The organism is Desulfolutivibrio sulfodismutans DSM 3696 (assembly GCF_013376455.1).
Taxonomy (GTDB): domain Bacteria; phylum Desulfobacterota; class Desulfovibrionia; order Desulfovibrionales; family Desulfovibrionaceae; genus Desulfolutivibrio; species Desulfolutivibrio sulfodismutans.
The window spans coordinates 2,404,651-2,428,353 of sequence record NZ_CP045504.1 but is presented as its reverse complement, the minus strand read 5'-3'; the positions used below and the strand labels follow the sequence as shown (position 1 = coordinate 2,428,353).

23 protein-coding genes are annotated in these 23,703 nt (G+C 66.2%); 6 read left to right on the top strand and 17 right to left on the bottom strand.

What is annotated here, in order from left to right; all coding sequences use genetic code 11:
- Positions 1 to 66: 66 nt before the first annotated feature.
- The gene (locus GD606_RS11360; RefSeq protein ID WP_163301520.1) at positions 67 to 1,785 is read left to right on the top strand and encodes an amidohydrolase; all 1,719 of its coding nucleotides are present in this window, start codon (positions 67 to 69) and stop codon (positions 1,783 to 1,785) included.
- 103 nt (positions 1,786 to 1,888) lie between these two features.
- Positions 1,889 to 2,896, top strand: coding sequence for a SphA family protein (locus GD606_RS11355; RefSeq protein ID WP_246298755.1), 1,008 nt, complete (start codon positions 1,889 to 1,891; stop codon positions 2,894 to 2,896).
- Positions 2,897 to 2,966: 70 nt separating this feature from the next.
- On the opposite strand, the gene GD606_RS11350 is transcribed toward GD606_RS11355, so the two are convergent.
- The 13 genes from GD606_RS11350 to GD606_RS11290 all read right to left on the bottom strand — a co-directional run bounded on the left by GD606_RS11350 (position 2,967) and on the right by GD606_RS11290 (position 14,904).
- Complete coding sequence (locus tag GD606_RS11350) at positions 2,967 to 5,684, bottom strand: MGH1-like glycoside hydrolase domain-containing protein (RefSeq protein ID WP_163301521.1); 2,718 nt, start codon at positions 5,682 to 5,684, stop codon at positions 2,967 to 2,969.
- Between the two features lie 86 nt (positions 5,685 to 5,770).
- Positions 5,771 to 6,124 (bottom strand): DUF190 domain-containing protein, encoded by a 354-nt coding sequence (locus tag GD606_RS11345; protein ID WP_163301522.1) that lies wholly within the window; start codon positions 6,122 to 6,124, stop codon positions 5,771 to 5,773.
- A 16-nt stretch (positions 6,125 to 6,140) separates the two neighbouring features.
- Positions 6,141 to 6,515 (bottom strand): fluoride efflux transporter CrcB, encoded by a 375-nt coding sequence (crcB, locus tag GD606_RS11340; protein ID WP_163301523.1) that lies wholly within the window; start codon positions 6,513 to 6,515, stop codon positions 6,141 to 6,143.
- A gap of 159 nt (positions 6,516 to 6,674) precedes the next feature.
- Positions 6,675 to 7,145 (bottom strand): MauE/DoxX family redox-associated membrane protein, encoded by a 471-nt coding sequence (locus GD606_RS11335; protein WP_246298753.1) that lies wholly within the window; start codon positions 7,143 to 7,145, stop codon positions 6,675 to 6,677.
- A complete protein-coding gene (locus GD606_RS11330) occupies positions 7,142 to 7,618 on the bottom strand; it encodes a rhodanese-like domain-containing protein (protein ID WP_218108818.1) in 477 nt (158 codons plus the stop codon). Before GD606_RS11330 ends, GD606_RS11335 begins: the two co-directional genes overlap by 4 nt.
- A gap of 8 nt (positions 7,619 to 7,626) precedes the next feature.
- A complete protein-coding gene (locus tag GD606_RS11325; protein WP_163301525.1) occupies positions 7,627 to 8,331 on the bottom strand; it encodes a cytochrome c biogenesis CcdA family protein in 705 nt (234 codons plus the stop codon).
- 109 nt (positions 8,332 to 8,440) lie between these two features.
- Positions 8,441 to 8,677 carry a thioredoxin family protein gene (locus GD606_RS11320; protein WP_163301526.1) on the bottom strand — a complete coding sequence of 79 codons (237 nt, stop codon included), beginning with the start codon at positions 8,675 to 8,677 and terminating at the stop codon, positions 8,441 to 8,443.
- 14 nt (positions 8,678 to 8,691) lie between these two features.
- Positions 8,692 to 9,738: a permease gene (locus GD606_RS11315; protein ID WP_374190857.1), complete on the bottom strand. Its 1,047-nt coding sequence runs from the start codon at positions 9,736 to 9,738 to the stop codon at positions 8,692 to 8,694.
- Positions 9,739 to 9,993: 255 nt separating this feature from the next.
- Positions 9,994 to 10,305, bottom strand: coding sequence for an ArsR/SmtB family transcription factor (locus GD606_RS11310; protein ID WP_163301528.1), 312 nt, complete (start codon positions 10,303 to 10,305; stop codon positions 9,994 to 9,996).
- A gap of 214 nt (positions 10,306 to 10,519) precedes the next feature.
- Positions 10,520 to 11,473: a glycosyltransferase gene (locus GD606_RS11305; RefSeq protein ID WP_163301529.1), complete on the bottom strand. Its 954-nt coding sequence runs from the start codon at positions 11,471 to 11,473 to the stop codon at positions 10,520 to 10,522.
- Between the two features lie 71 nt (positions 11,474 to 11,544).
- Positions 11,545 to 12,636, bottom strand: a complete 1,092-nt coding sequence (locus GD606_RS11300; protein WP_163301530.1) for an N-acetylneuraminate synthase family protein — start codon at positions 12,634 to 12,636, stop codon at positions 11,545 to 11,547.
- Entirely contained in the window at positions 12,633 to 13,262 is a 630-nt protein-coding gene (locus GD606_RS11295) for a winged helix-turn-helix domain-containing protein (protein ID WP_163301531.1), read from the bottom strand. Before GD606_RS11295 ends, GD606_RS11300 begins: the two co-directional genes overlap by 4 nt.
- Before the next feature lie 220 nt (positions 13,263 to 13,482).
- Positions 13,483 to 14,904 carry an FAD-binding protein gene (locus GD606_RS11290; protein ID WP_163301532.1) on the bottom strand — a complete coding sequence of 474 codons (1,422 nt, stop codon included), beginning with the start codon at positions 14,902 to 14,904 and terminating at the stop codon, positions 13,483 to 13,485.
- Between the two features lie 428 nt (positions 14,905 to 15,332).
- Here GD606_RS11290 and GD606_RS11285 point away from each other — a divergent pair, with 428 nt between their 5' ends.
- The 4 genes from GD606_RS11285 to GD606_RS11270 are packed head-to-tail and all read left to right on the top strand — an operon-like array spanning position 15,333 to position 19,366.
- A complete protein-coding gene (locus tag GD606_RS11285; RefSeq protein WP_163301533.1) occupies positions 15,333 to 16,766 on the top strand; it encodes a circularly permuted type 2 ATP-grasp protein in 1,434 nt (477 codons plus the stop codon).
- 17 nt (positions 16,767 to 16,783) lie between these two features.
- A complete protein-coding gene (locus tag GD606_RS11280) occupies positions 16,784 to 17,761 on the top strand; it encodes an alpha-E domain-containing protein (protein ID WP_163301534.1) in 978 nt (325 codons plus the stop codon).
- Positions 17,758 to 18,534: a proteasome-type protease gene (locus GD606_RS11275; RefSeq protein ID WP_163301535.1), complete on the top strand. Its 777-nt coding sequence runs from the start codon at positions 17,758 to 17,760 to the stop codon at positions 18,532 to 18,534. The genes GD606_RS11280 and GD606_RS11275 overlap by 4 nt, the downstream gene beginning before the upstream one ends.
- Positions 18,524 to 19,366 (top strand): transglutaminase family protein, encoded by an 843-nt coding sequence (locus tag GD606_RS11270; RefSeq protein WP_246298752.1) that lies wholly within the window; start codon positions 18,524 to 18,526, stop codon positions 19,364 to 19,366. Before GD606_RS11275 ends, GD606_RS11270 begins: the two co-directional genes overlap by 11 nt.
- 11 nt (positions 19,367 to 19,377) lie before the next feature.
- On the opposite strand, the gene GD606_RS11265 is transcribed toward GD606_RS11270, so the two are convergent.
- From GD606_RS11265 to GD606_RS11250, 4 genes are all read right to left on the bottom strand, one after another.
- On the bottom strand, positions 19,378 to 20,910 hold the full coding sequence (locus GD606_RS11265; protein WP_163301537.1) for an LTA synthase family protein: 1,533 nt from the start codon (positions 20,908 to 20,910) through the stop codon (positions 19,378 to 19,380).
- Complete coding sequence (locus GD606_RS11260) at positions 20,907 to 21,728, bottom strand: SDR family NAD(P)-dependent oxidoreductase (RefSeq protein WP_163301538.1); 822 nt, start codon at positions 21,726 to 21,728, stop codon at positions 20,907 to 20,909. The genes GD606_RS11265 and GD606_RS11260 overlap by 4 nt, the downstream gene beginning before the upstream one ends.
- Positions 21,725 to 22,351 (bottom strand): GNAT family N-acetyltransferase, encoded by a 627-nt coding sequence (locus GD606_RS11255; RefSeq protein WP_163301539.1) that lies wholly within the window; start codon positions 22,349 to 22,351, stop codon positions 21,725 to 21,727. The genes GD606_RS11260 and GD606_RS11255 overlap by 4 nt, the downstream gene beginning before the upstream one ends.
- Before the next feature lie 107 nt (positions 22,352 to 22,458).
- Positions 22,459 to 23,700 (bottom strand): capsule polysaccharide biogenesis protein, encoded by a 1,242-nt coding sequence (locus tag GD606_RS11250; RefSeq protein WP_163301540.1) that lies wholly within the window; start codon positions 23,698 to 23,700, stop codon positions 22,459 to 22,461.
- Positions 23,701 to 23,703 lie beyond the last annotated feature (3 nt).

Here is a 23,703-nt window from a genome sequence, read left to right as displayed (position 1 = left end):
ATGCGGCGGCGGACGCAGCGCGTCCGCCGCCCCCCCAAGGCAAACACTCCGCCAGACGGAACCGAAATGAAAAAATGCCCGCGCCTTCTTGTCCCCATCCTGACCGTCCTGCTTGTCTGCTGCGTCCCGTCCGCCTATGCGGGGACGCCGCCGGACGTCATCTTCCGCAACGCCAAAATCGTCACCCTCGACCCCGCCCGGCCCACGGCCGGGGCCGTGGCCGTGACCGGCGGCCGGTTCACCGCCGTGGGTTCGGAAGCCGAGGTGCTGGCCCTGGCCGGGCCGGGCGTCAAGATCGTGGACCTGGGCGGCAAGCTGGTTACGCCGGGGTTCATCGACGCCCACTGTCACCCCATGGAGACCATCTACCTTTCGGAAAACTGGGTGGACTGCCGCTATCCGGGCACGCCCTCGGTGGCCAAGGCCCTGGAAAACATCGCCGCCTGGGCCGCCAGGACCAAAAAAGGGGAGTGGATCTACGTGGCCTGCGTTTCGGCCACGGAAAACAAGTTCGCGGAAAAACGCCTGCCCACCAGGGCGGAACTGGACAAGGCCGCCCCGGACAACCCCGTGGTCCTGGCCAACGGCGCGCATCAGGTGGTCATCAACAGTGCGGCCGTCCGCGTTTTGGGCATCACCCGGGGCATGCGGAAGATGCCCCACGGGGCCACTGTCGTGCTCGACGACGCGGGGGAACCCACCGGCGTGGTTCTCGACTCCCAGGCCGACATCCCCACCAATCCCAGCCTTGAGGAACTGACCCGGGCCTACGCCACGGGCATCCAGGAACTTTGGAACCGTTACGGATTCACCTCCCTCATGGCCATCACCCCGGCCGCCGCCCTGCCCGTGCTGCAAAAGACGGCCGCCGCCGGGAAAAGGCCGACCATCCGGTACACCGTGTCGGTCTGGACCTCGTCCAACAGCGCCGACATGCCGGAAAGCCTGGACGCCTTCGCCATGCCCCCCGGGACCGACCCGGACTGGTACCGTTTCGCGGCCATCAAAGACTGGGTGGACGGGGAAAACGACGCCCGCAGCGGCTACATGTGCGAACACTACCTGGGCCACGACGCAAACGACGCGCCCGGCGGGCGCGGCACCCTGGTCACGGATCAGGTCGGGCTGGACCGCTTTGCAGGCATCGCCGCGGCGAACGGGGCCATCCCCATGCTGCACTGCTCCGGGGACGAGGCTACCGCCATGGGGATGGCCGCCTACGAAAAGGTTCTCGGGTCCAAAAACAGGCCGCCCCTGGTCCGCATCGAGCATTTCGGCATGTTCCAGCTCAAGGACGCGCAGCTTGCCCGGGCCAAGGCCTTGAAGGCCCAGGGACTGCGCATCGCCGTCCAGCCCATCTGGCTTCTGGCCCTGGTGCGGGCGGACTTCGAGAACATGCCGCAGGATCTGGCCGCCTCGGGGTTCAGGTTCAAGAGCATGATCGACGCCGGGCTCGAACCCGCCGCCAGCACGGACATGACCGGGATCTACCTGGGCAACATCAGCCCCATCAAGGCCATGGCCGCAGCCGTCACCCGCACCTCGGACATGGGGGAATTCCAGCCCGAGCAGGCTGTCAGCGTGGAGGACGCCTTGCGGATGTGGACCATCTGGGCGGCGGCTTCCATGGGCGAGGCCCATGTCAAGGGAAGCATCGAGGTCGGCAAATTCGCAGACATGACGGTGCTGTCCGGGGACATCTTCACGTTGCCGCCGGAGCGTATCAAGGATACCGGTGTAGTGGCGACCATTGTCGGCGGCAACGTGGCGTATCAGGCCCAATAGACCAGAAAAACCGCACGGCGCTTCCCTCCCCGGCCGGGACCGGGGAGGCGGCTTCGAAAACACGTCCCGGCATGGACCGCGCCGCACGGCGCGAGGGAGATGCATGATGACCGGCACCGTCAGGACGTACGTTCACCGCCGCCCGGCCTTGCTCCAGGCGATGTTTATCCTGTTTTTTCTGGCCGCCTGCCCGCTCTCCGCCCGGGCCATGGAGGGCGGCGCGAGCCACTACATCCAGGGGGCCTACGGCGATTTCCTGATGGGATACGTCCCGGCGGCGGGACTCTACCTGCGCAACGACTTCATGTTCCAGTCGGCGCATTTGAGCGGCGCCATCAAGGGCGGCCGGGTCTATGGGGATCTGGACACCCGGATGTACATGAATCTGACCAAGCTCACCTATCTGACCGACGTCCCGGCCATCGGGGGCCTCATGGGCCTTGGCGTGGGCATCCCCATGATCGTCGACCTGGGCGTCCAGGGCAGCATGGCCGCCGACTTCCTGACGGGTTCGTACAAGACCAAGCAGTTCCGGGAAGGGCACATCCAGAAGGCCGGGGGCGGCAACCGGGGCGGGCTGTCGGACATCATCCTCATGCCCTTGATCATGGCCTGGAACCTGGGCGAATGCCATATCGTGCTTTCGCCCCTGGTTTTTCTGCCCACGGGCTACTACAACCCCAACGTGCTGACCAACCTGGGCATGAACTACGTGACCTTCGACGCCAACGCGGCCTTCACCTGGCTTTCGCCCAAGGGATACGAGGTGTCGTTCAACGCCGGGTATATGATGAGCACGGAAAACGAAGCCACCCAGTACCAAAGCGGCCACGAACTCCACCTCGACTGGACGGCGGCCTACCACGTCAACGAGCGCCTGGCCCTGGGCGGGGTGGGGTATCTCTACGCCCAGACCACGCCGGACACGGGTTCCGGGGCCAAGCTCGGGGCCTACATGTCCCAGGCGGCGGGCATCGGCCCGGCCGTGACCTACACCGCCACCCTGGGCAGCGCCCACGTGACGCTTTTCGCCAAGTGGCTGCACGATGTGGCGGCCAAAAACCGCCTGTCGGGCGACATGATCTACGGCTCCTTCGTCCTGGCGTTTTGACCGGGCCGTAGGCGCGTCTGGCCGCGACGCCCGGGGAAGTCTCCCTGTCGCGCCGCGGGCCACCCGGGTCTTACTCCCGTTTCACGAACACCTTCCCGCCGTCGGCCGCCAGCATCTGGGTGGCGTCTATGTTGCCGTAAAGCTGGATCAGCTTGGCCACCAGCCCGGTCCAGCCTGTCTGGTGCGCGGCCCCCAGGCCGTGGCCGTCGTCGCCGTGAAAAAACTCGTGGAAAAGCAGGTGGTCCCGCCAGTGGGGGTCGTTTTGGAACAGGTCGCTGTTCCCAAAGATCGGCCGCCTGCCGTCCTCGCCGCGCGTAAACAGGCGCACCAGTCGCCCGGAAATCTCCCGGCTGACCTCGAAGAGGTTCATCATCACCCCGGAGCCTGTGGGGCATTCGATCCGGAAGGCCTCGCCGTAATAGCGGTAATACTGCAGAAGCGCCCGGATGATGAGCTGGTTGACGGGCATCCACACGGGACCGCGCCAGTTGGAGTTGCCGCCGAACATGCCGCTGTCCGAATCCCCGGGGACGTAGGCCACCCGGTGTTCCTGGCCATGCACATGGATGCTGTAGGGATGGTCCCGGTGGTGCCGGGACATGGAGCGGATGCCGTAGGGGCTTAAGAATTCGTTTTCATCAAGCATGCGGGACAGGATGCGGCGCAGCCTGCCCTCGTCCACCAGGGACAAAAGCTCCCGGTCGGCCACGCCGTGGTGGCCTGGTCCCAGGGGATGCAGGCTGTGCGCCAGTTCCGGCATGCGCCCAAGGCGGGCGTGCAAGGCGTCCATGATGTCCGGCACGCGGTCGCGCTGCCTTTTTTCGAGGATGGTGGCGGCGCACAGGGGCAGAAGTCCGACCATGGACCGGACCTTGAGACGGCTGGCGCTGCCGTCGGGCAGGCGCAGTAGGTCGTAGTAGAACCCGTCCTCCTCGTCCCACATGCCTTCCGGGCCCAGGCGGTTCATGCCCGAGGCGATCCACAGGAAGTGCTCCAGGAACTTGTGCAGGAGGTCTTCGCAGGCGGGATCGTCGCAGGCCATTTCCAGGCTCATCTCGATCATGTTCTGGCAAAAAAGGGCCATCCAGGCCGTGCCGTCGGCCTGCTCCAGGCATCCTCCGGCGGGCAGGCCCTTGCTGCGGTCGAAGACCCCGATGTTGTCCAGGCCGAGGAACCCGCCCTCGAAGACGTTTTTGCCGAAGCGGTCCTTGCGGTTCACCCACCAGGTGAAGTTGAGCAGGAGTTTGGTGAAGGATCGCTTGAGAAAGGCCAGATCGCCCCGCCCGGTGGCGGATTGCTCTGTGCGGTAGAGAAAAAGGGCGGCCCAGGCGTGGACCGGGGGATTGACGTCGCTGAAGTTCCATTCGTAGGCCGGGAGCTGGCCGTTTGGGTGCAGGTAGTCGGCGCGCAGCATGAGCGAAAGCTGCTCCTTGGCGAAATCAATGTCCGCCAGCGACAGGGCGATGGCGTGGAAGGCCAGATCCCAGGCCGCATACCAGGGATATTCCCACTTGTCGGGCATGGAGATGATGTGTTCGTTTTTCATGTGGAACCATTCCCGATTCCGGCAGTGGCGGGTGTCGCCGCGCAGCGGATGGGCCCCGCGCTCCCGCAGCCAGACGTCCACGTCGAAGCTGTAGAACTGTTTGGTCCACAGCATCCCGGCCAGGGCCTGGCGCATGATGCGGGCCTCGTCCGGACTGGCCGTGGCCGGGATCACGTCGGCGTAGAACGCGTCCGCCTCACGGATGCGCCGGTCGAAGATGTCTGCAAACTCCCGCCCGAAGGGGGTTTCGTCCAGGCGGCTGTAGGAGGCGCACAGCCGCAGGCGGATTACGGCCGCCTCTCCCGGGGCCACCGTCAGATCGTAGTGGGCGCAGGCCTTGGTGCCCGTGCGGGCGGGATTGACGGCCTCGGCCCGGCCGTGGATCAGGAAGGCGTCGAAGGCGTCCTTGACGTAGGGGGAGGCGTTTTTTTGTCCGAAGAGACGCTCGGTGTTGGTCTCGTTTTCCGTGAAAAGCAGTTCAAAGCCGCCGTCGCACAGCAACACATGCCCGGGCAGCCGGGCCGCCTCTTCCGGGTCGGCGTGCCGGGCCAGGATGGCCTGCCGTCCCTGGGCGTCCATGGCCCGGATCTCGGGCTTGGCGCCCCCTCCCGGCCAGGACCAGGTGTTGCGGAACCACAGGGTGGGCAACAGGTGCAGCCGGGCCGCCTCCGGTCCCCGGTTGTGGACGGTGATCCGGACCAGGATGTCGTCTGGCGCGGCCTTGGCGTATTCCACGAACACGTCGAAATAGCGGCTCTCGTGAAAAACGCCGGTGTCGACAAGCTCGTATTCCGGTTCGACCCGCGACCGGGCCGCGTTGGTGCGGATCAGATCCTCGTAGGGAAAGGCCGCCTGGGGATACTTGTAGAGGTAGCGCATGTAGGAATGGGTGGGCGTGCTGTCCTGGTAATAGTAGTATTCCTTGACGTCCTCCCCATGGTTGCCCTCCTCGTTGGCCAGGCCGAAGAGCCGTTCCTTGAGGATGGGGTCGCGGCCGTTCCACAGGGCCAGGGCGAAGCACAGCACCAGCCGGTCGTCGCTGATTCCGGCCAGGCCGTCCTCGCCGTGGCGGTAGGCCCGGGACCGGGCCTGGTCGTGGGGAAAGGCGTTCCAGGCGTCGCCCGTTTCGCTGTAGTCCTCGCGCACGACGCCCCACTGGCGTTCGCTGACGTAGGGGCCGAACCGTTTCCAGGCGGCCCGGCCCTCCCGGGCCTCGGCCAGACGTTTTTCTTCGGCGTTCATGCATCCCCTCCGCGTCATGGCTGATGTTGCGGACCAAGTGCCCGGACCTTCGCCCGGGCGCACGCCGCGTTTCGTCTCCGCGAGCCTCAATCCTCCCCGTCCGGGCGGAGCGGCGGCGGGCATATGGCGCCCCTGGCCTCTTCCAGGACCAGCGTTCCCTTGGTGACCATGGCCTGGGCCACGGGCAGGAAATCGGCCATGCGCTCCGGGCTGTCCACGATCTCCACGATCACCGGCAGATCTTCGGAGAGCCGCAGAATCCTGGCCGTGTGCAGCAGGCTGTCGGCCCCAAAGCCCATGAACCCCCGCATCACCGTGGCCCCGGCCATGCCGTGGGCGCGGGCCGCTTTCAGCAGGGCCTCGTACAGGGGCATGCCGTCATGCCGCGTGGCCTCGCCGCAATAAACGCGCAACAGCTGCACGGGAACCATGGTCGACATGGCGCTCCTCCTTGTCCTAAATGATTCGGCCCAGGGCCATGCCCAGGATGCAGGCCGCAAATCCCACGATGTTTTGCCCGAGCATGTTCAGGCCGAGCCTGAGCCATTCCGAGGTCCGGGCCAGTTCGGCGCTTTCGAAGATGAACGTGGAAAAGGTGGTGAAGGCCCCCATAAATCCCACCAGGGCGATGAGGCGGAACTGGGGAGGGAGGATGCCGCGTTCTTCGGACATCACCCAGACCAGGCCGAAGAGGAAGCAGCCCAGGATGTTCACGGCGCTGGTGCCCCAGGGGAAATCCCGGCCCATCAGGCCGTAGACCGCGCCCGAGAGCCAGTATCTGGCCAGGGTGCCGCAGGCCCCGGCCAGGCAGATCAGGAGGATTTTTTGCATGGCGTCCGTCCTTCGTCGTGTCCCGGGACGTCGCCGGGCATATGATGTTGTACATCTGGAGGCGGGTATGCGGGCGACGCGGCCAGAAAAAGATCACGCGCGGGAGGAAAAGACAAGCCGTGGGCAGAGGGAAAAAGGCGGATGCGGCATCGCGCCGGTTCAGCCGCCCGGGGGCCGCCTCCTCCGCCACACCCCCAGATGCCAGGCGGCCAGCCCGGCCAGGACGAAAAAGCCGTCGCGGACGAGATACCAGGCCATGTTGCCGCCGCTGTCCTTGGCCGTGGAGAAACAGCCGCAACTGACGTCCAGGCCCCGGGACATGTTGACCGCCAGGGAGGCCCAGAAGACGGCCAGCAGGGCGGCGGACAGAAAAAGCGCGCCCTCGCGCCATTTCCCCAGGGCCAACGCCAGGGCCAGCACCGCCTCCAGCCAGGGCAGGACCACGGCCGTGAAGGGGACGGCCGCCTGGGGCAGCAGCCGGTAATCGCGGAGGATGGCCGCGAACTGGTCCGGGTGGGCGATCTTGTCCAGGCTGGCGTAGGCAAAAAGCCCGGCCAGAAAAAGCCGCAGGGCCGTAAAGAGCCAGACTTCCGCCCTGGCCGGGGGCCGGGACGGCGCGTCCCGTCTCACTGTCCCTTCTCCACCGGAAGCCCCTCGTTGTTCCACAGGGTCCAGCCGTTTTTCAGGACGTAGACGTTTTTCACGCCGCGCGCCGCAAGCTTTCCGGCCAGTTCGCCGCTTAAGGGGCAGTGTTCCCCGTCGCAATAGGCGATGACCGCATCCTTTCCGGCGAGGTCTTTCTCGATGCCGGGGAAGATGCGCTCGAAATCGTCCACCGGGACGCTCACCGCACCCTGGATATGGCCGTCGGCGAATTCAAAGCCGGTTCTGGCATCCAAAAAGACCGCCCGCTTGGACAGGGACAGCACCACCGCGTCCTTGAGGGCGATGTCCGTTTTGTCCGCAGGCAGGGTGACGGCGCTTGGCGCGGCCCCGGCCAGGGGCAGCCCGTCCGGGCGCAGGGCGTTGACGGCCAGCCCGGCCACCACGGCCATGGCCACCAAAAAAAACGACTGCATGAGCGTTTTGCGTATCACGAGCATCCTGTCCCTCACGATTCGAGAAAGGGTCTGGCGATGAAGGAGAGGCCCAGAAGGGCGATCATGCCCCCGGCCAGTTTCCGGAACCGCCCGCTGGCCTTGTGGAAGGAGCTTTTGGCCAGCATGCGCCTGACCCAGGCCGTGGAGCTTCCGGCCGCCACGATGGGCAGACAGTGCCCGATGCCGAAAAGCAGGATGAAAAGCAAGCCCGTGGCCAGCCGGTCCTGGATGGTGATGACCGCCAGGATGGGGGCGATGAAGCCGAAGGTGCAGGAGCCGGATAACATCCCGTATCCAAGCCCCAGGACAAAGGCCCCCGAGAGTCCTTGCAGGCGGATTTTCCCCATGAGGCTGCCGGACATGGAGCAGCGGGCCACCCCGAGCATATCCAGGGAGACCCAGACCAGGACCAGCCCGATGAGGATCGTCCACCAGGAGCCGACATCGCCCAGCATCCGGCCCAGAAGGGCGCATGCCACGCCCACCAGGGCGATGGTGATGAAAAGCCCCAGCGTGAAAAGGACCGCGCAAAGCGCCGCGCTGCAGCCCTTCAGCGATTCGTCCTGGCCGCCGACGTAGCCCACGATGAGCGGGATGGAGGCCAGATGGCAGGGGCTGAGCAGCACGCTGAGCATGCCCCAGAGGAAACAGCCCAGGGCGGCGATGGCCGTGCCGCTGGTCATCCACTGGTTTACGGTCAGAAAGAACTGGTCCATGGCCATCCTTGCAGAGGCGGCATCCACCGGCCTTTTCGGGGCGGCCCGGGGGGCGGCCTTCCTGGCCGCAGGCCCCTTCCGGTCCACGCGGCCTGGGCGGTCCCGGGCGTTACGCCGGTTTGATCCAGGACAAAAACTCCTTCTTCGAGGGAACCTTGCCCACGGATTTGACCACGCCGTCGATGACCACGGCCGGGGTGGAAAACACCCCGTAACTCATGATGTCCTTCAGATCCGAAACCTTCTCCACATTGGCCTCCACGCCGGATTCCCGCACCGCGTCCAGGGCCAGCTTTTCTGCGTCCTTGCATTTGGGACAGCCGGGCCCCAGCACCTTGATGTCCATACGATATCTCCTTTTTAGACGAGCAGGTTGAACAGATAGCCCACGAAAAGGATGCCCAGGCCGACGACCCCCGCGAAGGCGGCGATGAGCCGGGGTTTCAAGACCTTGCGCAGGATGACCATCTCCGGCAGCGACAGGGCGATGACCGCCATCATGAAGGCCAGAACCGTGCCCAGGGCCGCGCCCTTGCCCAACAGCGCCTCCACCACGGGTACGATGCCCGCCGCGTTGGAATACATGGGGATGCCGATAAGGACCGCCACGGGCACGGACCACCAGGCCCCCTTGCCCATGATCTGGGCCATGAACCCTTCCGGCACGTAGCCGTGGATGCCCGCCCCCACGGCGATGCCCAGGACCACATACACCCAGACCTTGCCCACGATGTCCCTGACCGCCGCAAGCCCGGCCGCGATCCGTTCGGCAAAGGGCATCCGCGTGTCCGGAATCTGGTTCGGGTCCGAGCGCATCTCCCTAACCCAGTCCTCGATCTGGTTTTCGAGGTTCAGTTTTCCGATCACCCACCCGGCGACCATGGCGATGGACAGCCCGGTGGCCAGATACAGCGCCGCGACCTTCCATCCCAGGAGGCCGTAGAGCAAGACCAGGGCGATCTCGTTGACCATGGGGGCGGCGATCAGGAAGGAAAAGGTGACCCCAAGCGGCACCCCGGCGGTGACGAAGCCGATAAAAAGCGGCACGGCCGAGCAGGAGCAAAACGGCGTGACAATGCCCAACAGGGCGGCCATCACGTTTCCGGCCGACTCCCGCCTCCCGGCCAAAACCCGCCGCGTGCGCTCCGGCGTGAAAAAGGAACGCAGGATGCCCACGCCGAAAACCACCAGGGTCAGGAGCATGAGCACCTTGGGGGTGTCGTAGAGGAAAAATTCCACGGCCTCGGCGGCGTGGCTGCCAGCGGCCAGGCCGAACACGTCCTGGGTCAGATGCCGGGCCACGGCGGCCAACTGGCCGTACACCAGCCACCACAGGACCAGCGACGGCACGAGCGCCGCCAGGTACTTCAGGAGACGCGCGTTATTTTGCGGACGGATTTCTTCCATGGGTTTCGCCTCATCGGCACAGGCGCAGGTCTTGGCATCGCATTTGTTCATTGTCGCACCACGTTCGCAACGGACTCCGCCAGCAGTTGGATGTTTCTTCCTGGAGAAGACTGTCCAGGATGTCCGATATGGACTGTTTGTCCATGAACCCCTCGCGCCGTCCGACCATCCCGCCTGCCCCCCCGTGGTCGGCCCTGGCGTGTCCCCAGGGGGGCCAGTACTTGGCGATTTCGCCAAGAAGTGGCGAAAAATTTTTTACCGGTCCCGGAGCACGTTCTCGATGCATGCAAAAAAATTCAGCACACATGGCGTCTTGAGGCGGTAATAGACCTGAAGGCCGCGTTTTTCGTCGGCCACGATGCCGACCCGCTTGAGCACCGCCAGGTGCTTGGAAACCGTGGAGATGTCGTGGCCCACAAGCTCGGTCAGTTCGCACACGCACCGCTCGCCCCTCGACAGTTCGTCCACAATCAGAAGCCGCGAGGGATGCGCCAGGGCCTTGATGACCCGGGCCCGCTCGGCAAACATTTCCGTGGTCGGCCGTGGTGTGGTGGGCAGTTCGTGCATGGGCAGCTCCTTGGCGAAGTCGCCAAACAGTTGTGAGATAATCCCGGACCCCGGGCCTGTCAACCGGGACTCCGGCATGGACTTCGGATAGGACCGGCGACCGCGCCGACCGGAGTCGCCCGGACATGGTGCGCGCCCGGGCTTGCGGGATGTTCCGGCTGGCAGGGCGTGTTTGAGAAAAAAGAAGGAGGCGCCGGGGCGGGGCGAGGCGCGATCAGCGCAAGGCGGCGTAGAAATCGCACAGGGCGGCTGTGAGGCGCTCCTCGCTCCAGACCGTCTCCATGAAGGTCCGGGAGGCCCGACCGATGCGGCGTCGTTCGTCCGGAGAGGCGACCAGTTCGCGCAGGCGGGCTTCCAGATCGTCGGCCGTGCGGGCCGCCACCCAGGGGAGCTCGTCCACGCCGAAGAATTCCCGGATGGTCGCCGTGTTCCAGTCGTCGAGCCCGGCGATGGTCGGCATGCCCTGGGACAGGGCCTCCAGCGAGGACATGCCGTAGTAGCCCTGCATGTGGTCGAAGACGATGTCGCAGGCCTGTTTGCGGGCCAGGCATTCCACATGGGGGACGTCGTCGATGAGGTCCAGGTCCAGGGGCAGCTCCCTGGCCAGCCGGGCGTGGACCGCCAAAAGCTCGTCGGTGTTTTTCAAGTCCTTGCGGGTGGGGGAGTGCCCAAGCCGCACCCGGCCGTCGGACGGGCGCGGATGCGGCAGGTATCGGGGATCGTTCTGGGGCACGAGATTGGGCTGCAGGCGGGCCCCGGGCAGCTTGAGAAGCAGGTCCGGGGTGCAGACCAGCAGGTTTTTTCGCCCCAGGTCGCGGTATTTCTTCTGGAAGAGTTCCGGATGAGCCCGGAAGACGTGGTGGCCGTGGTGGTGGTGGACGATGGCCTTGTTGGTCATGAACGGGGCGGCCGTGAGCGGCCCCAGGGGCATGTGCTCGTCGGCCAGCATGTGGAAATGGAAGACGTCGGCCGTCTCAAGGACCGTGGCCAGTTCGTCCAGGCCTGCCGCGTCGAGCAGGGGCACATGCAGGTCTTTTTCCCAGTTGTGGGTGTAGCGCGTCTGGGTGGTGACCAGCCGACAGACATGGTCCGTATGCCGGGTCAGCGCGCTTCGCAAAAGCGACCCCACCCCGGCCGGATCGTTCTCGGCGATCATCACGATGCGCATGCCTTCTCCCCTGGCGGCGCCATGGCCGGGACGGCTGGCCTGACGGGGCCGTCCCCGAGCGTCGCCCCGGGTTACGAGCGCCCGGACATGGTCGCGGACGGCTGGTCCACGGCCAGGGCGTCCCAGTCCACAAGCTCCTCGCACAGGACGCTGCGCGTCAGGCGGCTCCCCAGCACCTCGTCCCACTGCACCGGCGAGATGCCCGTTCCCGGGCATTTGACCGTGATGTCGGCCTGGGACAGGACATGTCCGGCCGGAAGGTCGCGGGCGAACACGATGCTTTTGCGCAGCTTGGCGGCCGATGACCGTTCGGTGGGGCAGACCTGCTTTTTGCGCAGGCGCAAGGCCGCCTCGGTCTCCCGGATCATGGCGCACAGGCCCGCGAAATGGCCGGGTTCGAGCGACGCCTGATGGTCGGTGCCGCGCTGGGAGCGGTCCAGGGTGAAGTGGCGCTCCACCACGCAGGCCCCCATGGCCACGGCGGCGATGCTCGGCCCCAGGCCGGTCTCGTGGCCGGAATAGCCCACGGGCAGGCTGTAGCGTTTGGCCATGGCGTTCATGACCGGGAGCCCCACAAGTTCGTCGGGGCAGGGATAGGAACTGTTGCAATGCAGGAGCACCATGCGTTCATGGTAGCGGCGCATCTCGGCCACGGCCACGTCCACGTCCTGCCAGTCGCTCATGCCCGTGGACATGATCACCGGCACCTCGGCCTCGCCCACCAGCCGCAGCAGGGGGATGTTGACCAGATCCGCCGAGCAGACCTTGAAAATTTCCATGCCCAGGTCCAGCATCTCCCGGGCGCTGACCAGATCCCAGGCCGAGGCGAAAAAGACCAGACCGAGCTTTTCGGACAGGGCCTTGAGTTCGGCCATGGCCTCAATGCCCAGTTCCAGGGCCAGGCGATGTTCGCCGTAGGTGGGGCCGAAGCTGTGTTTGCCGCCGTAGGGGGCTTCCTTGCCTGCCCGGGTGAACAGGCAGTCCATGTCGCGCTTTTGAAACTTCACCGCGTCCGCCCCGGCCGCGGCGGCGGCGTAGACCATGTCCCGGGCGATGCTCAGATCCCCTTGATGGTTGTTGCCGATTTCGGCCACGATAAAGCATGGTTCCCCGGGGCCGATGTGTCGTCCGGAAGCGATGCGGATGCCTTTTACGGTGTTCATAGGCTCACGATCTCCACCCCTCTTGTGCGGCACAAGGGCGCTAGCTGTTCACGAATCTCGGATTGTCGGCCAAAAGAGGTAATCAACACGGCCTGGCAGTCCACCAACTCCAATATTCTGGGCGACGAGACGACATAGCCGTGAAAAACCGTGCCGTGCTTCGCCACGTCGTTGTCCACCAGGGCCATGACCTTAAACGGCATGTCGCTTAAGGCCGAAATGACCACCTCGCAGGTTTCGGAAGCCCCGAACATGGCGATCTTTATGATGTTCCTGGCCCGAAGCCATTCCAGGCGCTCCCGACAGTGGCGTTTGAGCGCCGTGTAGATGTGGATGGCCTCGCTGGTGCACCGGGAAACCATCTCCTCGCGCAGACTTTCCCCCTCGGGGGTGAGGATATAGCGGTAGCTTTTGCCGTTGCGGACCTCGAAACGCAGCAGGCTGCGGTTTTGCAGCTCACGCAGGCGTTGGTTGATCACCGCGCCGCTGATGCCCAGGCGGCGGCCCAGATCGCGTTGGGAGAGATTGCTGTCCAGGGAAAGGGCGTCCAGGATGGCCAGCACCCAGGTGTCCTTGCTGGGGGCGTAGTATTGCTTGCGAAGCGGCAGAACCGTGAGATCGTTCATGGGGCGACCAAATTGCCGGGTTTTCGTCTCACATAACAGGCCTTTTCCGGCAGCACAAGCCTCACCGTCAATATCCTGTTGTTCCAATGGATGAGCGGCTGTCGAGGTGGTGGCCATGGTGTCTGCGTCCTTAACTTGATCGTTCGGTTTCCTAACATTATCGGCAGAAGTCGGGCAATCTTTACCCTGTGCAGGCATATTGCGCCCACATCGGGAAAAATCAGGAGCGACCCTGGGCGAAAATAAGCGCCGAATCGATCATGCGCACGGCCAGGATGTCCGAGATGGTCCGCCTGCGATCAGCCAGGGGTTTCAAGAGATCCAGTCCGTGGCGATCATCCCGGGGAAGTCCGTGCCGTTGCAGGGCGTGGGCCAGAAAACATCGCGCGGCCTCACGCTGGCGCGGGTTGCGATGATATTCATGCACACGCTGTGCCACAAGACTCCGGGTGAGGTCCGGGAGGTGGTCCGGCGTCGTAGCCGCCGCCCTCCCGGCCCGGGCGCCGAAGACCAGACAGGCCGCCACCATGGCCCCGCCCAGGCGGTTGGCCCCATGCATGCCCGTGGCGCATTCCCCGGCGGCGAACAGCCCGGGGACCGTGGTGCGGCCATCCGCGTCGATGATGGCCCCGCCGTTTCCGGCATGGGCCAGAAGCGCCGCCTGGAAGCGTTCCGTGCCCCCGCCAGGGGCCGACGCCTGGATGTCGGCCACACCCAACGTGTCGGCATGGTCCAGGACAAAGCGGTCCAGGGCGGCGTCGGCCAGGCCGTGGCCCAGGGGGCAGTGGTCGGCCCGGGACAGTGAGGCGGCCCGCACCGTGTCGGGGAGGGGCACGGGGTGTCCCTGGCGGTTCAGGAGGAAAGCTGCGTCGCCAAAAAGGCTCCACACCGGCCAGAAGGCCCGGCTCGGCAGCCGGGCCCACATCCATTGCAGATAGGCCGTGTTGGCCAGGGCCGCCCCGGCTGCGGCCAGGATGCCGTGCCCGGTTCCTGTGCCGCCCTGGCCCGCCTGGTTGTGGAGAAAAAGCGAGGCCGGGCCGCCCATGGCGGCCACCACGGCCCGGGCGGGCAAAACGGCAAGTCCCTCGGCGGCGTCCTCGCACAGCGCCCCCAACACCCGGGCCCCGGGCGATTCCTGCAAAAGCGACACGGCGGTCAGTCCCGGGGCCAGCCGTCCGCCCAGGGACGCCACCCGGTCGGCCATGACCCGGTAGGCATGGGCCAGGTCGCCAAAAACCGCAGCCCTCCGGGACTGGGGGCTGAAGCAGGCCGGGAAAAGACGCGGTGCGCCGGTATCGTCGCGCACGAAGGCCACGCCCAGGGCCTCCAGTTCCTGGCGGCGCTCCAGGGCCTCCTCCGCCAGAATTTTGACAAGCCCTTCGTCAACCATCCCGGGGCGGCCCAGGGCCAGGGCCTCGCGGCAAAAGTCCTGGCGTTCCCCGCTCGTGGCCGGGGCATGCAGGCCCAGGCGGTCGTGCATGTTGGCGAACGACGATCCCGAGGGGCCGCCCTGCGGCGCGGCAACCGTCACGACGCTCCCGGGCGCGGCCTCCAGGGCGGCCCGGGCGGCGGCCAGTCCGGCCAGCCCGGCGCCGAGCACCAGCACGTCGGCCGGGGGCGGCAGGGAGAGCCTGGGGGTCATGGGCGACGCCCGCCGCCGGTTGCGACCCTGGCTGGCCGGACTGGCCGGGTCGAGGGGCCTGAGCGGGCTGTCCGGGACGATCCGGGGGGCAGGCGCGTCGGACGGGCCGGGGAGGGCGAAAAGGTGCGGTTCGCCCTCTGGCGGGCGGTCTGCCCAGGCGGCCGCCCGGGGCGTTCGGTGGTGCGTCTCCTGTGCATATGGTCTGGCATGACGCCTGAAATACCCCCGCCCTGTCGCGCTTGACAAGCCGCCCGGCCAAAGGGGGGCACTGACGGTCGCCGGACCTGGGTTTGGTCTGGCTGGAAAAGGCTGTATTTTAACAAAATTGATAAATTTTACGTATCATGAGCCGTGGCGCGTGTTGACAGGGGCCGGGGGCCGGGGGCATATTGCCGGAAAATAACAATATTGTGCAAAGCGGGGCGTGCATGAAGTTCACCGGATACGACCTGGGTCCGTTCCACGACGAAATGTTCGCCGCCCCCGGCGTAGCCCGGGACGGCACGCGGCTATTGGTGGAAAAAATCGAGTCCCTGCCCGAGGGCGAGCTGTCGCGCCGCCAGCAGAAGGCCGAAAAGGCCCTCTACGACCTGGGGATCACGTTTACGGTCTACGGCCATGAGCAGGGCACGGAGAAGATCTTTCCCTTCGACGTGGTGCCGCGCGTGGTGTCGGCGAAAGACTGGGACAAGGTCGAGATCGGGCTCAAGCAGCGCATCTTCGCCCTGAACCTGTTTCTCGACGACATCTACCACGACCAGAAGATCCTGCGCGACGGGGTCATCCCGCGCGAGATCATCGAGACCGCCGAGGGCTTTCTGCCCGCCTGCATGGGTATCAACCCGCCCCGGGGCATCTGGTGCCACGTCACGGGCACGGACCTGGTGCGCGATGAAAAGGGCGTCTTTTACGTCCTGGAGGACAATCTGCGCTGTCCCTCGGGGGTGTCCTACGTGCTGGCCAACCGGCGGCTCATGAAGCGCACCCTGCCCGAGGTCTTCGCCGCCTCGCGGGTGCGGCCCGTGGACGACTATCCGGCCAGGCTTTTGGACATGCTTTTGCGCATGGCGCCGCACCCCGTGGCCCAGCCCTGCGTGGCGCTTCTCACCCCCGGCATCTACAACTCGGCCTATTTCGAGCATTCGTTCCTGGCGCTTCAGACCGGCATTGAGCTGGTGCAGAACCACGACCTGATCGTGGAAAACGACTTCGTCTACATGCGCACCACCAAGGGCCTCAAAAAGGTGGACGTCATCTACCGCCGCTTGAACGACGACTTTTTGGATCCCCTGGCGTTCCGGCCCGAGTCCCTGCTCGGGGTGCCGGGGATCATGTCCGCCTACCGGGCCGGAAACGTCTGCCTGGCCAACGCCCCGGGAACCGGCGTGGCCGACGACAAGGTGGTCTACGCCTTCGTCCCGGAGATCATCCGCTACTATCTGGGCGAGACGCCGTTTCTGCCCAACGTGCCCACCTACCTGTGCTGGCGCGACGCCGACCGGGCCTTCGTCCTGGACAATCTGGAGACCATGGTGGTCAAGGCCGCCAACGAATCCGGGGGCTACGGCATGCTCGTCGGCCCCGGCTCGACCCGGGCCGAGCGCGAGGAGTTCACACGGCGCATCCAGGACCGGCCCAGGAATTACATCGCCCAGCCCGCGCTCATGCTCTCCCGGGCTCCGGTTATCGTGGGGGACCACTTCGAGGGCCGCCATGTGGACCTTCGGCCCTACATCCTGCATGGCGGCGACGTACAGGTCATCCCCGGGGGGCTGACCCGGGTGGCCCTGAAAAAAGGGTCGCTGGTGGTCAATTCCTCCCAGGGCGGGGGCAGCAAGGACACCTGGGTGCTCAAACACTAACCGAGGAAAGGTGATCCATGCTCGCGCGCGTGGCCAACGCCGTCTATTGGATGAGCCGGTATCTGGAACGGGCCGGGAATCTGGCCCGGTTCGTGGAGGTCAACTGGCACCTGACCCTGGATCTGCCCGGGGCCGGCGCCGGGGAATGGCGGCCCCTGGTCATCGCCAGCGGCGACCATACCCTTTTCGAGGAGCGGTACGGGGCCTACGACGCGGCCACCGTGACCACCTTTCTGTGCTTCGAACGGGGCTACGCCAACTCCATCGCCTCCTGCCTGTGGGCCGCCCGGGAAAACGCCCGGGCCATCCGCGAGGTCATTCCCTACGAGATGTGGGAGCAGATCAACATCTACTACCACCTGGTGCATGACGCGGCCAAAAATCCGCTGGCCGTCGTGGACAACCCCTCGGAGTTCTGCCAGGAGATCAAGGTCCGCGATTTCATCCTGGAGGGCATCTCCCGGGACGCCATGATCCACGACGAGGCCTGGCACTTCTCGCGCCTGGGGCGGCAACTGGAGCGTTGCGACAAGACCTCGCGCATTCTCGACGTCAACTGCCACCTGCTCTTGCCGGGCTTAAGCGGCGCGCCCCAGAGCTTCGACTCCATCCACTGGTCGGCGCTTTTGCGGGCCACCAGCGCGCTCAACGCCTACCGTCGCCTCCGGGGCCGCATCTCTCCGGCCAGGGTGGCGGAGTTTTTGCTTTTCGACCACGACTTCCCGCGCTCCATCATCTACGGCCTGGGCAGCGCCCAGCGCGCCCTGCACGACATCACCGGCACCCGGGTGGGGCATTTTTCGCGCGGCAGCGAGCGGCTGTTGGGGCAATTGTGTTCGGATCTGTCCTACTTGACCATCGAGGACGTTTTCGAGCAAGGTCTGCACCAGTTCACGGATCGCCTGCAGACCCGCATGAACACCATCGACACGCAGCTCGGGCGGGAGTTTTTCGGATACCACGACCCCACGCCCCTCCAACAGGTGGACCAATGACCTTTTGCCTTGGCATTACCGTGGAAGAGGGCCTGGTGGGCATCTCCGACACCCGCATCGTGGCGGGCAACGAGATGACCACGGGCCAGAAGCTCAGCACCTACGAGATCGACGGCGGGGTGCTCTTTTTCATGACCTCGGGCCTGCGCTCGGTGCGCGACAAGGTGGTCACCTACTTCGAGGAGGCCCTGGAGACCTGCCCGCCGCCCAACAAGCTGTACAAGGCCGTGAACATCTTCGCCGACGTCATCCGGCGGGTGGCCAGGGAGGACAAGGACTTTCTCGACGAGTCCGGCCTTCAGTTCAACATCCATGTGATCATGGGCGGCCAGCTCTCGGGCGACGCCACCCACAAGCTGTACCTCGTCTATCCCCAGGGCAACTGGGTGGAGATCAACGCGGGCACGCCGTACCACATCATCGGCGAGACCGGCTACGGCAAGCCCGTGCTGGACCGCACCCTCAAATATGCCGACTCCATCCACTTCGCCCTCAAGGTGGGCTGCCTGGCCTTCGACTCCACCCGCATCAGCGCCGCCGGGGTGGACTTCCCCCTGGACGTGGTGGTCTATTCCAAGGGCTCCTTCGTCCTGGTGGAGCACCGCTTCGAGCAGTCCGACCTGGCCCACATCTCCACCTGGTGGCAAGAGCGGCTGCGCGAGAGCGTGCGGGCCCTGCCCTCGGAATGGATCGAGGCCATCGCGGCCGAGCTGTCTCCCACGACCCGCAAGCTTGTTTCCAGCAAGCTGGAGGATGAGGCCGGTGCTGTTTAGGGGCGAGCACGAAACCAGCTACCGCTACAGCCGCCCGGTCTTTCTCGAGCCGCACCTGGTGCGGCTTGCGCCCCTGGACAGCGCCTCCCAGCGCCTCGGTTTTTTTTCCCTGGAGGTCTCCCCGCCGCCAGCCGGGCGGTGCGACATCCTCGACGCCAGCGGCAATCCCGCCACCCGGCTGTGGTTCGACGGCCTGCACGAGTCCCTGACGGTCTGCACCCGGTTCGAGGCCCGGACGCTTCGCGCCAATCCCTTCGACTATCTGCTGGACCCTGCGGCCGCGCATCTGCCGGTGCAGTTGTCCGAACACGAACGGGAGGCCCTTGGGCCGTATCTGGCGGCACAGGGCTGCCCGGCCTGCGGTGGCCTGGGCATGGAGCTTGCGGCGGCCTGCGGGGGGCTTCCCGTGGACTTTCTCAACTGCCTGACGGACTGGCTGTACCGTAACGTGCGGGTGGAGGTGCGCGAGGCGCCGGGGGTATGGGAACCGGCCCGGACGCTTGCGCTTTCGCGCGGGGCCTGCCGGGACGTGACCCTGGTCTTTCTGGAAGTCTGTCGGCAGGCAGGGCTGCCGGCCCGGTTCGTGTCCGGCTATCAGGCCGGGGATGCGGACCAAAAGGATCGTGATCTGCATGCCTGGCCCGAGGCCTATCTGCCCGGGGCCGGGTGGCGCGGCTACGATCCCACCTTGGGGCTGGCTGCGGCCGACGCGCATCTGGCCCTGGCCGCAGCCCACCATCCTGAACTGTGCATGCCCCTGTCCGGAACCTTCCGGGGCGCCGGGGTCGCCGCCTCGCTGTCCCACCGCATCCGCCTGGAAACCGAGGCCTGAACCGGCGCGGCCTACCGTCGCCCTTTGCCCAGGGCCACATCCCACATCACCCCCCCGATCTCCTCGGGCCGCAGGGACCGCGTCGAGCCGGCCCCGGCCATGGGCGTGGGCCACAACACCCAATCCGTGGCGGCGTAGCCCATGTCCCTGGGCTGGTGCAGGGCGGGCAGGCAGCCCACATGGTCGCCGTAGGCGCACAGGGCCGCCGGGCGGTCCAGGCCGCACAGGCCGTCGGCCATGGTTCCGAACATGGCGTCGGTATGGCGCAGGTGGTGCAGATAGATGTCCATAGGCCTGTCCGCCACGTCCTTTGCCCCGGGCTCATGGGCCAGGCGCCCGGGCTTCCAGGGGCCGTGGGCCTCCATGGTGATGACGAAGACGAAGGCCGGTTCCCGGCTGGCCGCCAGCCAGTCCAGGACAAACCGGGACAGGGCCGCGTCGCTGACGAAGGGGCCGCAGCGGGAGTCCCCGGGGAAGAACTCCTGGCCGTACAGGGTCTCGAAGCCGAGGTTGGGCAGCACCCGGTTTCGTTGGAAGAAGCTGAGGAAGAAGGGGTGGATGCAGGCCGTGCGGTAGCCCAGGGCGCGCAGCCGCCAGGCCAGGGAGTCCACCCGGTGGCGGCTGGCCGTGAAATAGGGATTGAAGGCGTCAGTTCCAAGAGTTTCCAGCGCAAGGCCCGTGAGTACGGAAAATTCCGTGCGCATGGTATAGGCCCCGTGGGTCTGGACCTGGAACAGTCCGCCCGTGCCTTCGGCCCGCAGCCGGTCGTAGTGCGGCAGGAGCTCGGCCGGGGCGTCCGGCATGTGGCGGCGCACGTCGAAGAAGGATTCGGCCTGGATCAGGACCAGATGCGGCAGGTTCGCGGTCGCGGCCGGGACGGCCGCAGGCGTGGCCTGGAAACGCGGGATGCCCGGATTGCCTCCCTGGCCGCGCTGGTGGACATGCCACAGGCCGTGCAGGAAAAAGGAACACAACAGGCCGTATCGGGAAAAATCCGCGTTGGCGGAAAGGCTCGGCGGATACCGTTTGAGCAGCCTAAGGGCCGCGTCCCGCCTGGCTGGAAAAAACAGCGTGGCCAAAAGGGCGCAGACGGCCAGCCCCGCCGCGATCCCCAGGACCGCCGCCAGTCGCGCGGAAAAATCCACGGGAGGCTCGACACCCCACAAAACGGCCATCACGACGGCGGCCACGGCCCCGGCCGCAAGCACCGGGGCGGGAAACAGATAGGGCACGTAAAATCCGGGATGGCGCATGACCTGCAAGGTCAGGGCGGCGTCGAGAAAGACGATGGGCTCGCGAAACAGCCGGTGCTTGAGGCGGTTGACCACGGACAACAGCACCGTGCCACCGGCCATAAGGATCAGGCTGAACGCCGGACGTCCCGAGACGGCCAAAAATCCCAGATAGCCCATGCCCGACACAATGATCACCGGGCCGTCGATGACCGCGTCCAGGGGCTTGCTCCGATGGGCCACGGCGTCCACGCGGTGGACCAGAAGGCTCGCGGCCACGGCGGCCAGCAGCCCCATGAGGCCGAGGATCATGGAGCGTCCCTGCCGCGCGGGGATTCGGCATCCGGAATCACGGTGAAGGCGAAAAATTTGCGTAGGATGGCGTCCCCTAGGCGGGCCGGAAGCAGGTTCAGGAGGCTGATGCCCAGGGCCAGCAGGGCCGGGAAGGCGATGACCGGGCTTCCCCGCTCCATCCCCCGCCGGATGCGCCGGGCGGCTCTGGCTGCGTCCCAGGCCAGGGGTTTGTCGCCCATGTAGCGTCGGCTCATGGGCGAATCCACGAATCCCGGCGAGATCACGCTGACCCGCACCCCGTAGGGGGCAAGCCAGGCCCGCAGGGAGTCGCCGTAGATCCGGGCGGCGGCCTTGCTGGCGCTGTAGGCCGGGGAGGAGGGCATGCCGCACCAGCCTCCCAGGGAGGCCACCACGGCCAGCCGCCCCTGGCGGCGCAGGCGCATGCGCTCGGCCAGGGCGGAGAGCGTTACGGCGGCGGCCTCGGCGTTGACCGCAAACAGGCGGCGCACATCCTCCACGGGTTCGGCCTCGCCACGCGGGCCGATGGAGCTCGACACCCCGGCGTTGGCGATGACCACGTCCACGGGGCAGGCGTCGTCCATGGCGCAGATCCAGTCGTGCAGGGCCTCGATCCGGCGCACGTCCAGGGACTTAGCGACGACCTCGGCCCCGGCCTCCCGGCACCGCTGGGCCAGGGCCGACAGGGTCTCCTGGTTGCGGCCGGTGAGACTTAAGCGCACTCCCGGCGCGGCGAATTCCAAGGCCAGGGCCTGGCCGATGCCCCCCGTGGCCCCGGTGAGCAGGATGTGGCGCGGACGCCGGGCAGGCGCGGTCATGGGCGGCCCGCCGGGTGTTGTGATGTGGTTTCGGGGGCCAAAACCAGGGTCATGTGCGAAAAGCCTCCGTCGTGTTGCAACTGGCGGTACCGGGGCACGTCGTAGTGCCTGGCGACCGTAAATCCGTGGCGCAGGTAGAAGCGCATGGCCCGGGCATTGTCGTTCCACACATGCAGGCTGATCCGGGGCAGGCCGTTGTCCTTTGCCATAAGCGTGGCGCATTCCAGGAGATCCCCGGCCGTGCCCGTACCCCGAAGCGCCTCGTCCACCCACAGGGTGTTGATATACAGGCTCTGGGCGTCGGCCGTGCGCAACATGCCGTCGAGCATCTCCAGGCGCTTATGCGCCACCAGTCGCTGCAAAATATCGGGATAGCCGTGCCGGTTCCAAGGATAGGCCAAAAGCAGCCCCGCCAATCGGCCGTCGTGCTCAAGGAGCAGGGCATTCTCGTAGCTGAAGGGGTTGCCCGGTTCCATGACCAGGGTGGCCAGCAGGCGATTGACGGAAACCGCCAGGGAGACCCGGTGCAACAGGAAATCGGCCACTCCCGCCGAAACCTCCCGGATGATGCGGGCTATGGCCGAGGCGTCTTCGGGGTCTGCCTGGCGCAGGGAAAGGGGCATGGGCGTTCCTCCCGGTTGATCGGCCCGAAGCGAACCATGCGAAGGCGCCGGGCGCAGGACTCCGGCGAAGGGGCGTCCGGAAATCGATGGCCGTTCGCCGCGCAATCTTAGGCGACAAGCCCCAGACGGCGCAAGGAACCCTCCACCGCCAGCTCGATGCCCCAATCGGTGTAGAAGTTGCCCAGAACCAGGGCCTTGTGCAGCAAAATCTTGACGAAATCGCGCAAAAGCCGGGGATCGGGATGGTGCGGGTCGGTCCAGAACTCATCCAGGGTCGAATCCGTCTGGGTGGCGGCCAGGCCGGGCATGGCGTAGGGCGCGCGGCCCAGGGAAAAGACCGGACGGTCCAGGGCCAGGGCCTCCAGGCCCATGGTGCTGTTGACCAGGGCCACCCCGAGGCACTGGTCACGCTCCATGAGCAGACGGCCCTGCCCGCCGTCGAGAAAGACCACCCGGTCCCGGATGCCCGTGGCCCGGGCGAAGCTGTTCACGAAACGGTCCAGGTTGATCAGTCCGTTGTCCAGGGGATGGTTTTTCACCACGAGCGTCATGTCCCTGGGCGCGCTGGCGGCAAAGGACGACAACACCTGCATGATGGAGTCGCGCACCCCGAAATGGGAATAGGAACGCACCTGGATGTCGGCGTCGAGTTGGAGCGGGAAAAGAAAATAGGGCCGTCCGGAGTCCAAAAGGGCCGTTTGGGCGGCCAGGGCCCGGGCCTGACGTCTGCGGCGGGTGGCATAGCGCGGCAGCCACCCCGTGAGCTCCCAGCCGATGGTGTAGGGGCGGTGGGTGCGGTAGCGCGGGAAAAGCCCCCACAAAAGAAAGTTCCCCACATGGTGGCGGATGGTGTCCCTGACCCGGATCTTCATGCTGTCCGGGACGTTAGGGTAGGCAGGCGGGTCCGGGAGCAACCCGGCCTCGCGCCGCACCGCCTCGGGGGTGGCGGGGAGCCGGGAGCGGGTGTTGACCCCGTCGCGTTCCAGGGTGATGTGATTGGGGCGCAGGTAGCCTTCTTCCAGCACATGCACGGCAATGCCCCGGGACCGGGCGATGCAGATGGCGTCGCGGTTCATGGGCCGTTTGTCGCCCATAAGCAGGATGTCGGTCACGGCGTGGCGATCCATGGCCTCGGCGACCCATTGGGGCCAGTCGCCCCGGGAGCCCCGATACAGGCAGGTGCAAGGCCTTGGCCAGTGGAACACGTCCCCGCCGCAGATGTTCACCTTGAGGATGCGTGCCCCCGTGTCCCGGATGGCCAGGCCCAAGCGGCGAAAAAAACGGCTTTGCGGACCTTGCAGAAACAGGAAGGATCGACTGTGCGGATCGGTTGCTCGGATTCCATCCACGGG

Bases quoted from the DNA above. Each gene is read 5' to 3' on its own strand.
- GD606_RS11315 (WP_374190857.1), bottom strand. From the start codon at position 9,738: ATGGAAGAAATCCGTCCGCAAAATAACGCGCGTCTCCTGAAGTACCTG.
- GD606_RS11355 (WP_246298755.1), top strand. From the start codon at position 1,889: ATGATGACCGGCACCGTCAGGACGTACGTTCACCGCCGCCCGGCCTTG.
- GD606_RS11285 (WP_163301533.1), top strand. From the start codon at position 15,333: ATGAAGTTCACCGGATACGACCTGGGTCCGTTCCACGACGAAATGTTC.
- GD606_RS11280 (WP_163301534.1), top strand. From the start codon at position 16,784: ATGCTCGCGCGCGTGGCCAACGCCGTCTATTGGATGAGCCGGTATCTG.
- GD606_RS11260 (WP_163301538.1), bottom strand. From the start codon at position 21,728: ATGACCGCGCCTGCCCGGCGTCCGCGCCACATCCTGCTCACCGGGGCC.
- GD606_RS11275 (WP_163301535.1), top strand. From the start codon at position 17,758: ATGACCTTTTGCCTTGGCATTACCGTGGAAGAGGGCCTGGTGGGCATC.
- GD606_RS11295 (WP_163301531.1), bottom strand. From the start codon at position 13,262: ATGAACGATCTCACGGTTCTGCCGCTTCGCAAGCAATACTACGCCCCC.
- GD606_RS11330 (WP_218108818.1), bottom strand. From the start codon at position 7,618: ATGCTCGTGATACGCAAAACGCTCATGCAGTCGTTTTTTTTGGTGGCC.
- GD606_RS11305 (WP_163301529.1), bottom strand. From the start codon at position 11,473: ATGCGCATCGTGATGATCGCCGAGAACGATCCGGCCGGGGTGGGGTCG.
- GD606_RS11325 (WP_163301525.1), bottom strand. From the start codon at position 8,331: ATGGACCAGTTCTTTCTGACCGTAAACCAGTGGATGACCAGCGGCACG.
- GD606_RS11345 (WP_163301522.1), bottom strand. From the start codon at position 6,124: ATGTCGACCATGGTTCCCGTGCAGCTGTTGCGCGTTTATTGCGGCGAG.
- GD606_RS11300 (WP_163301530.1), bottom strand. From the start codon at position 12,636: ATGAACACCGTAAAAGGCATCCGCATCGCTTCCGGACGACACATCGGC.
- GD606_RS11310 (WP_163301528.1), bottom strand. From the start codon at position 10,305: ATGCACGAACTGCCCACCACACCACGGCCGACCACGGAAATGTTTGCC.
- GD606_RS11255 (WP_163301539.1), bottom strand. From the start codon at position 22,351: ATGCCCCTTTCCCTGCGCCAGGCAGACCCCGAAGACGCCTCGGCCATA.
- GD606_RS11320 (WP_163301526.1), bottom strand. From the start codon at position 8,677: ATGGACATCAAGGTGCTGGGGCCCGGCTGTCCCAAATGCAAGGACGCA.
- GD606_RS11265 (WP_163301537.1), bottom strand. From the start codon at position 20,910: ATGATCCTCGGCCTCATGGGGCTGCTGGCCGCCGTGGCCGCGAGCCTT.
- GD606_RS11290 (WP_163301532.1), bottom strand. From the start codon at position 14,904: ATGACCCCCAGGCTCTCCCTGCCGCCCCCGGCCGACGTGCTGGTGCTC.
- GD606_RS11360 (WP_163301520.1), top strand. From the start codon at position 67: ATGAAAAAATGCCCGCGCCTTCTTGTCCCCATCCTGACCGTCCTGCTT.
- GD606_RS11350 (WP_163301521.1), bottom strand. From the start codon at position 5,684: ATGAACGCCGAAGAAAAACGTCTGGCCGAGGCCCGGGAGGGCCGGGCC.
- crcB (WP_163301523.1), bottom strand. From the start codon at position 6,515: ATGCAAAAAATCCTCCTGATCTGCCTGGCCGGGGCCTGCGGCACCCTG.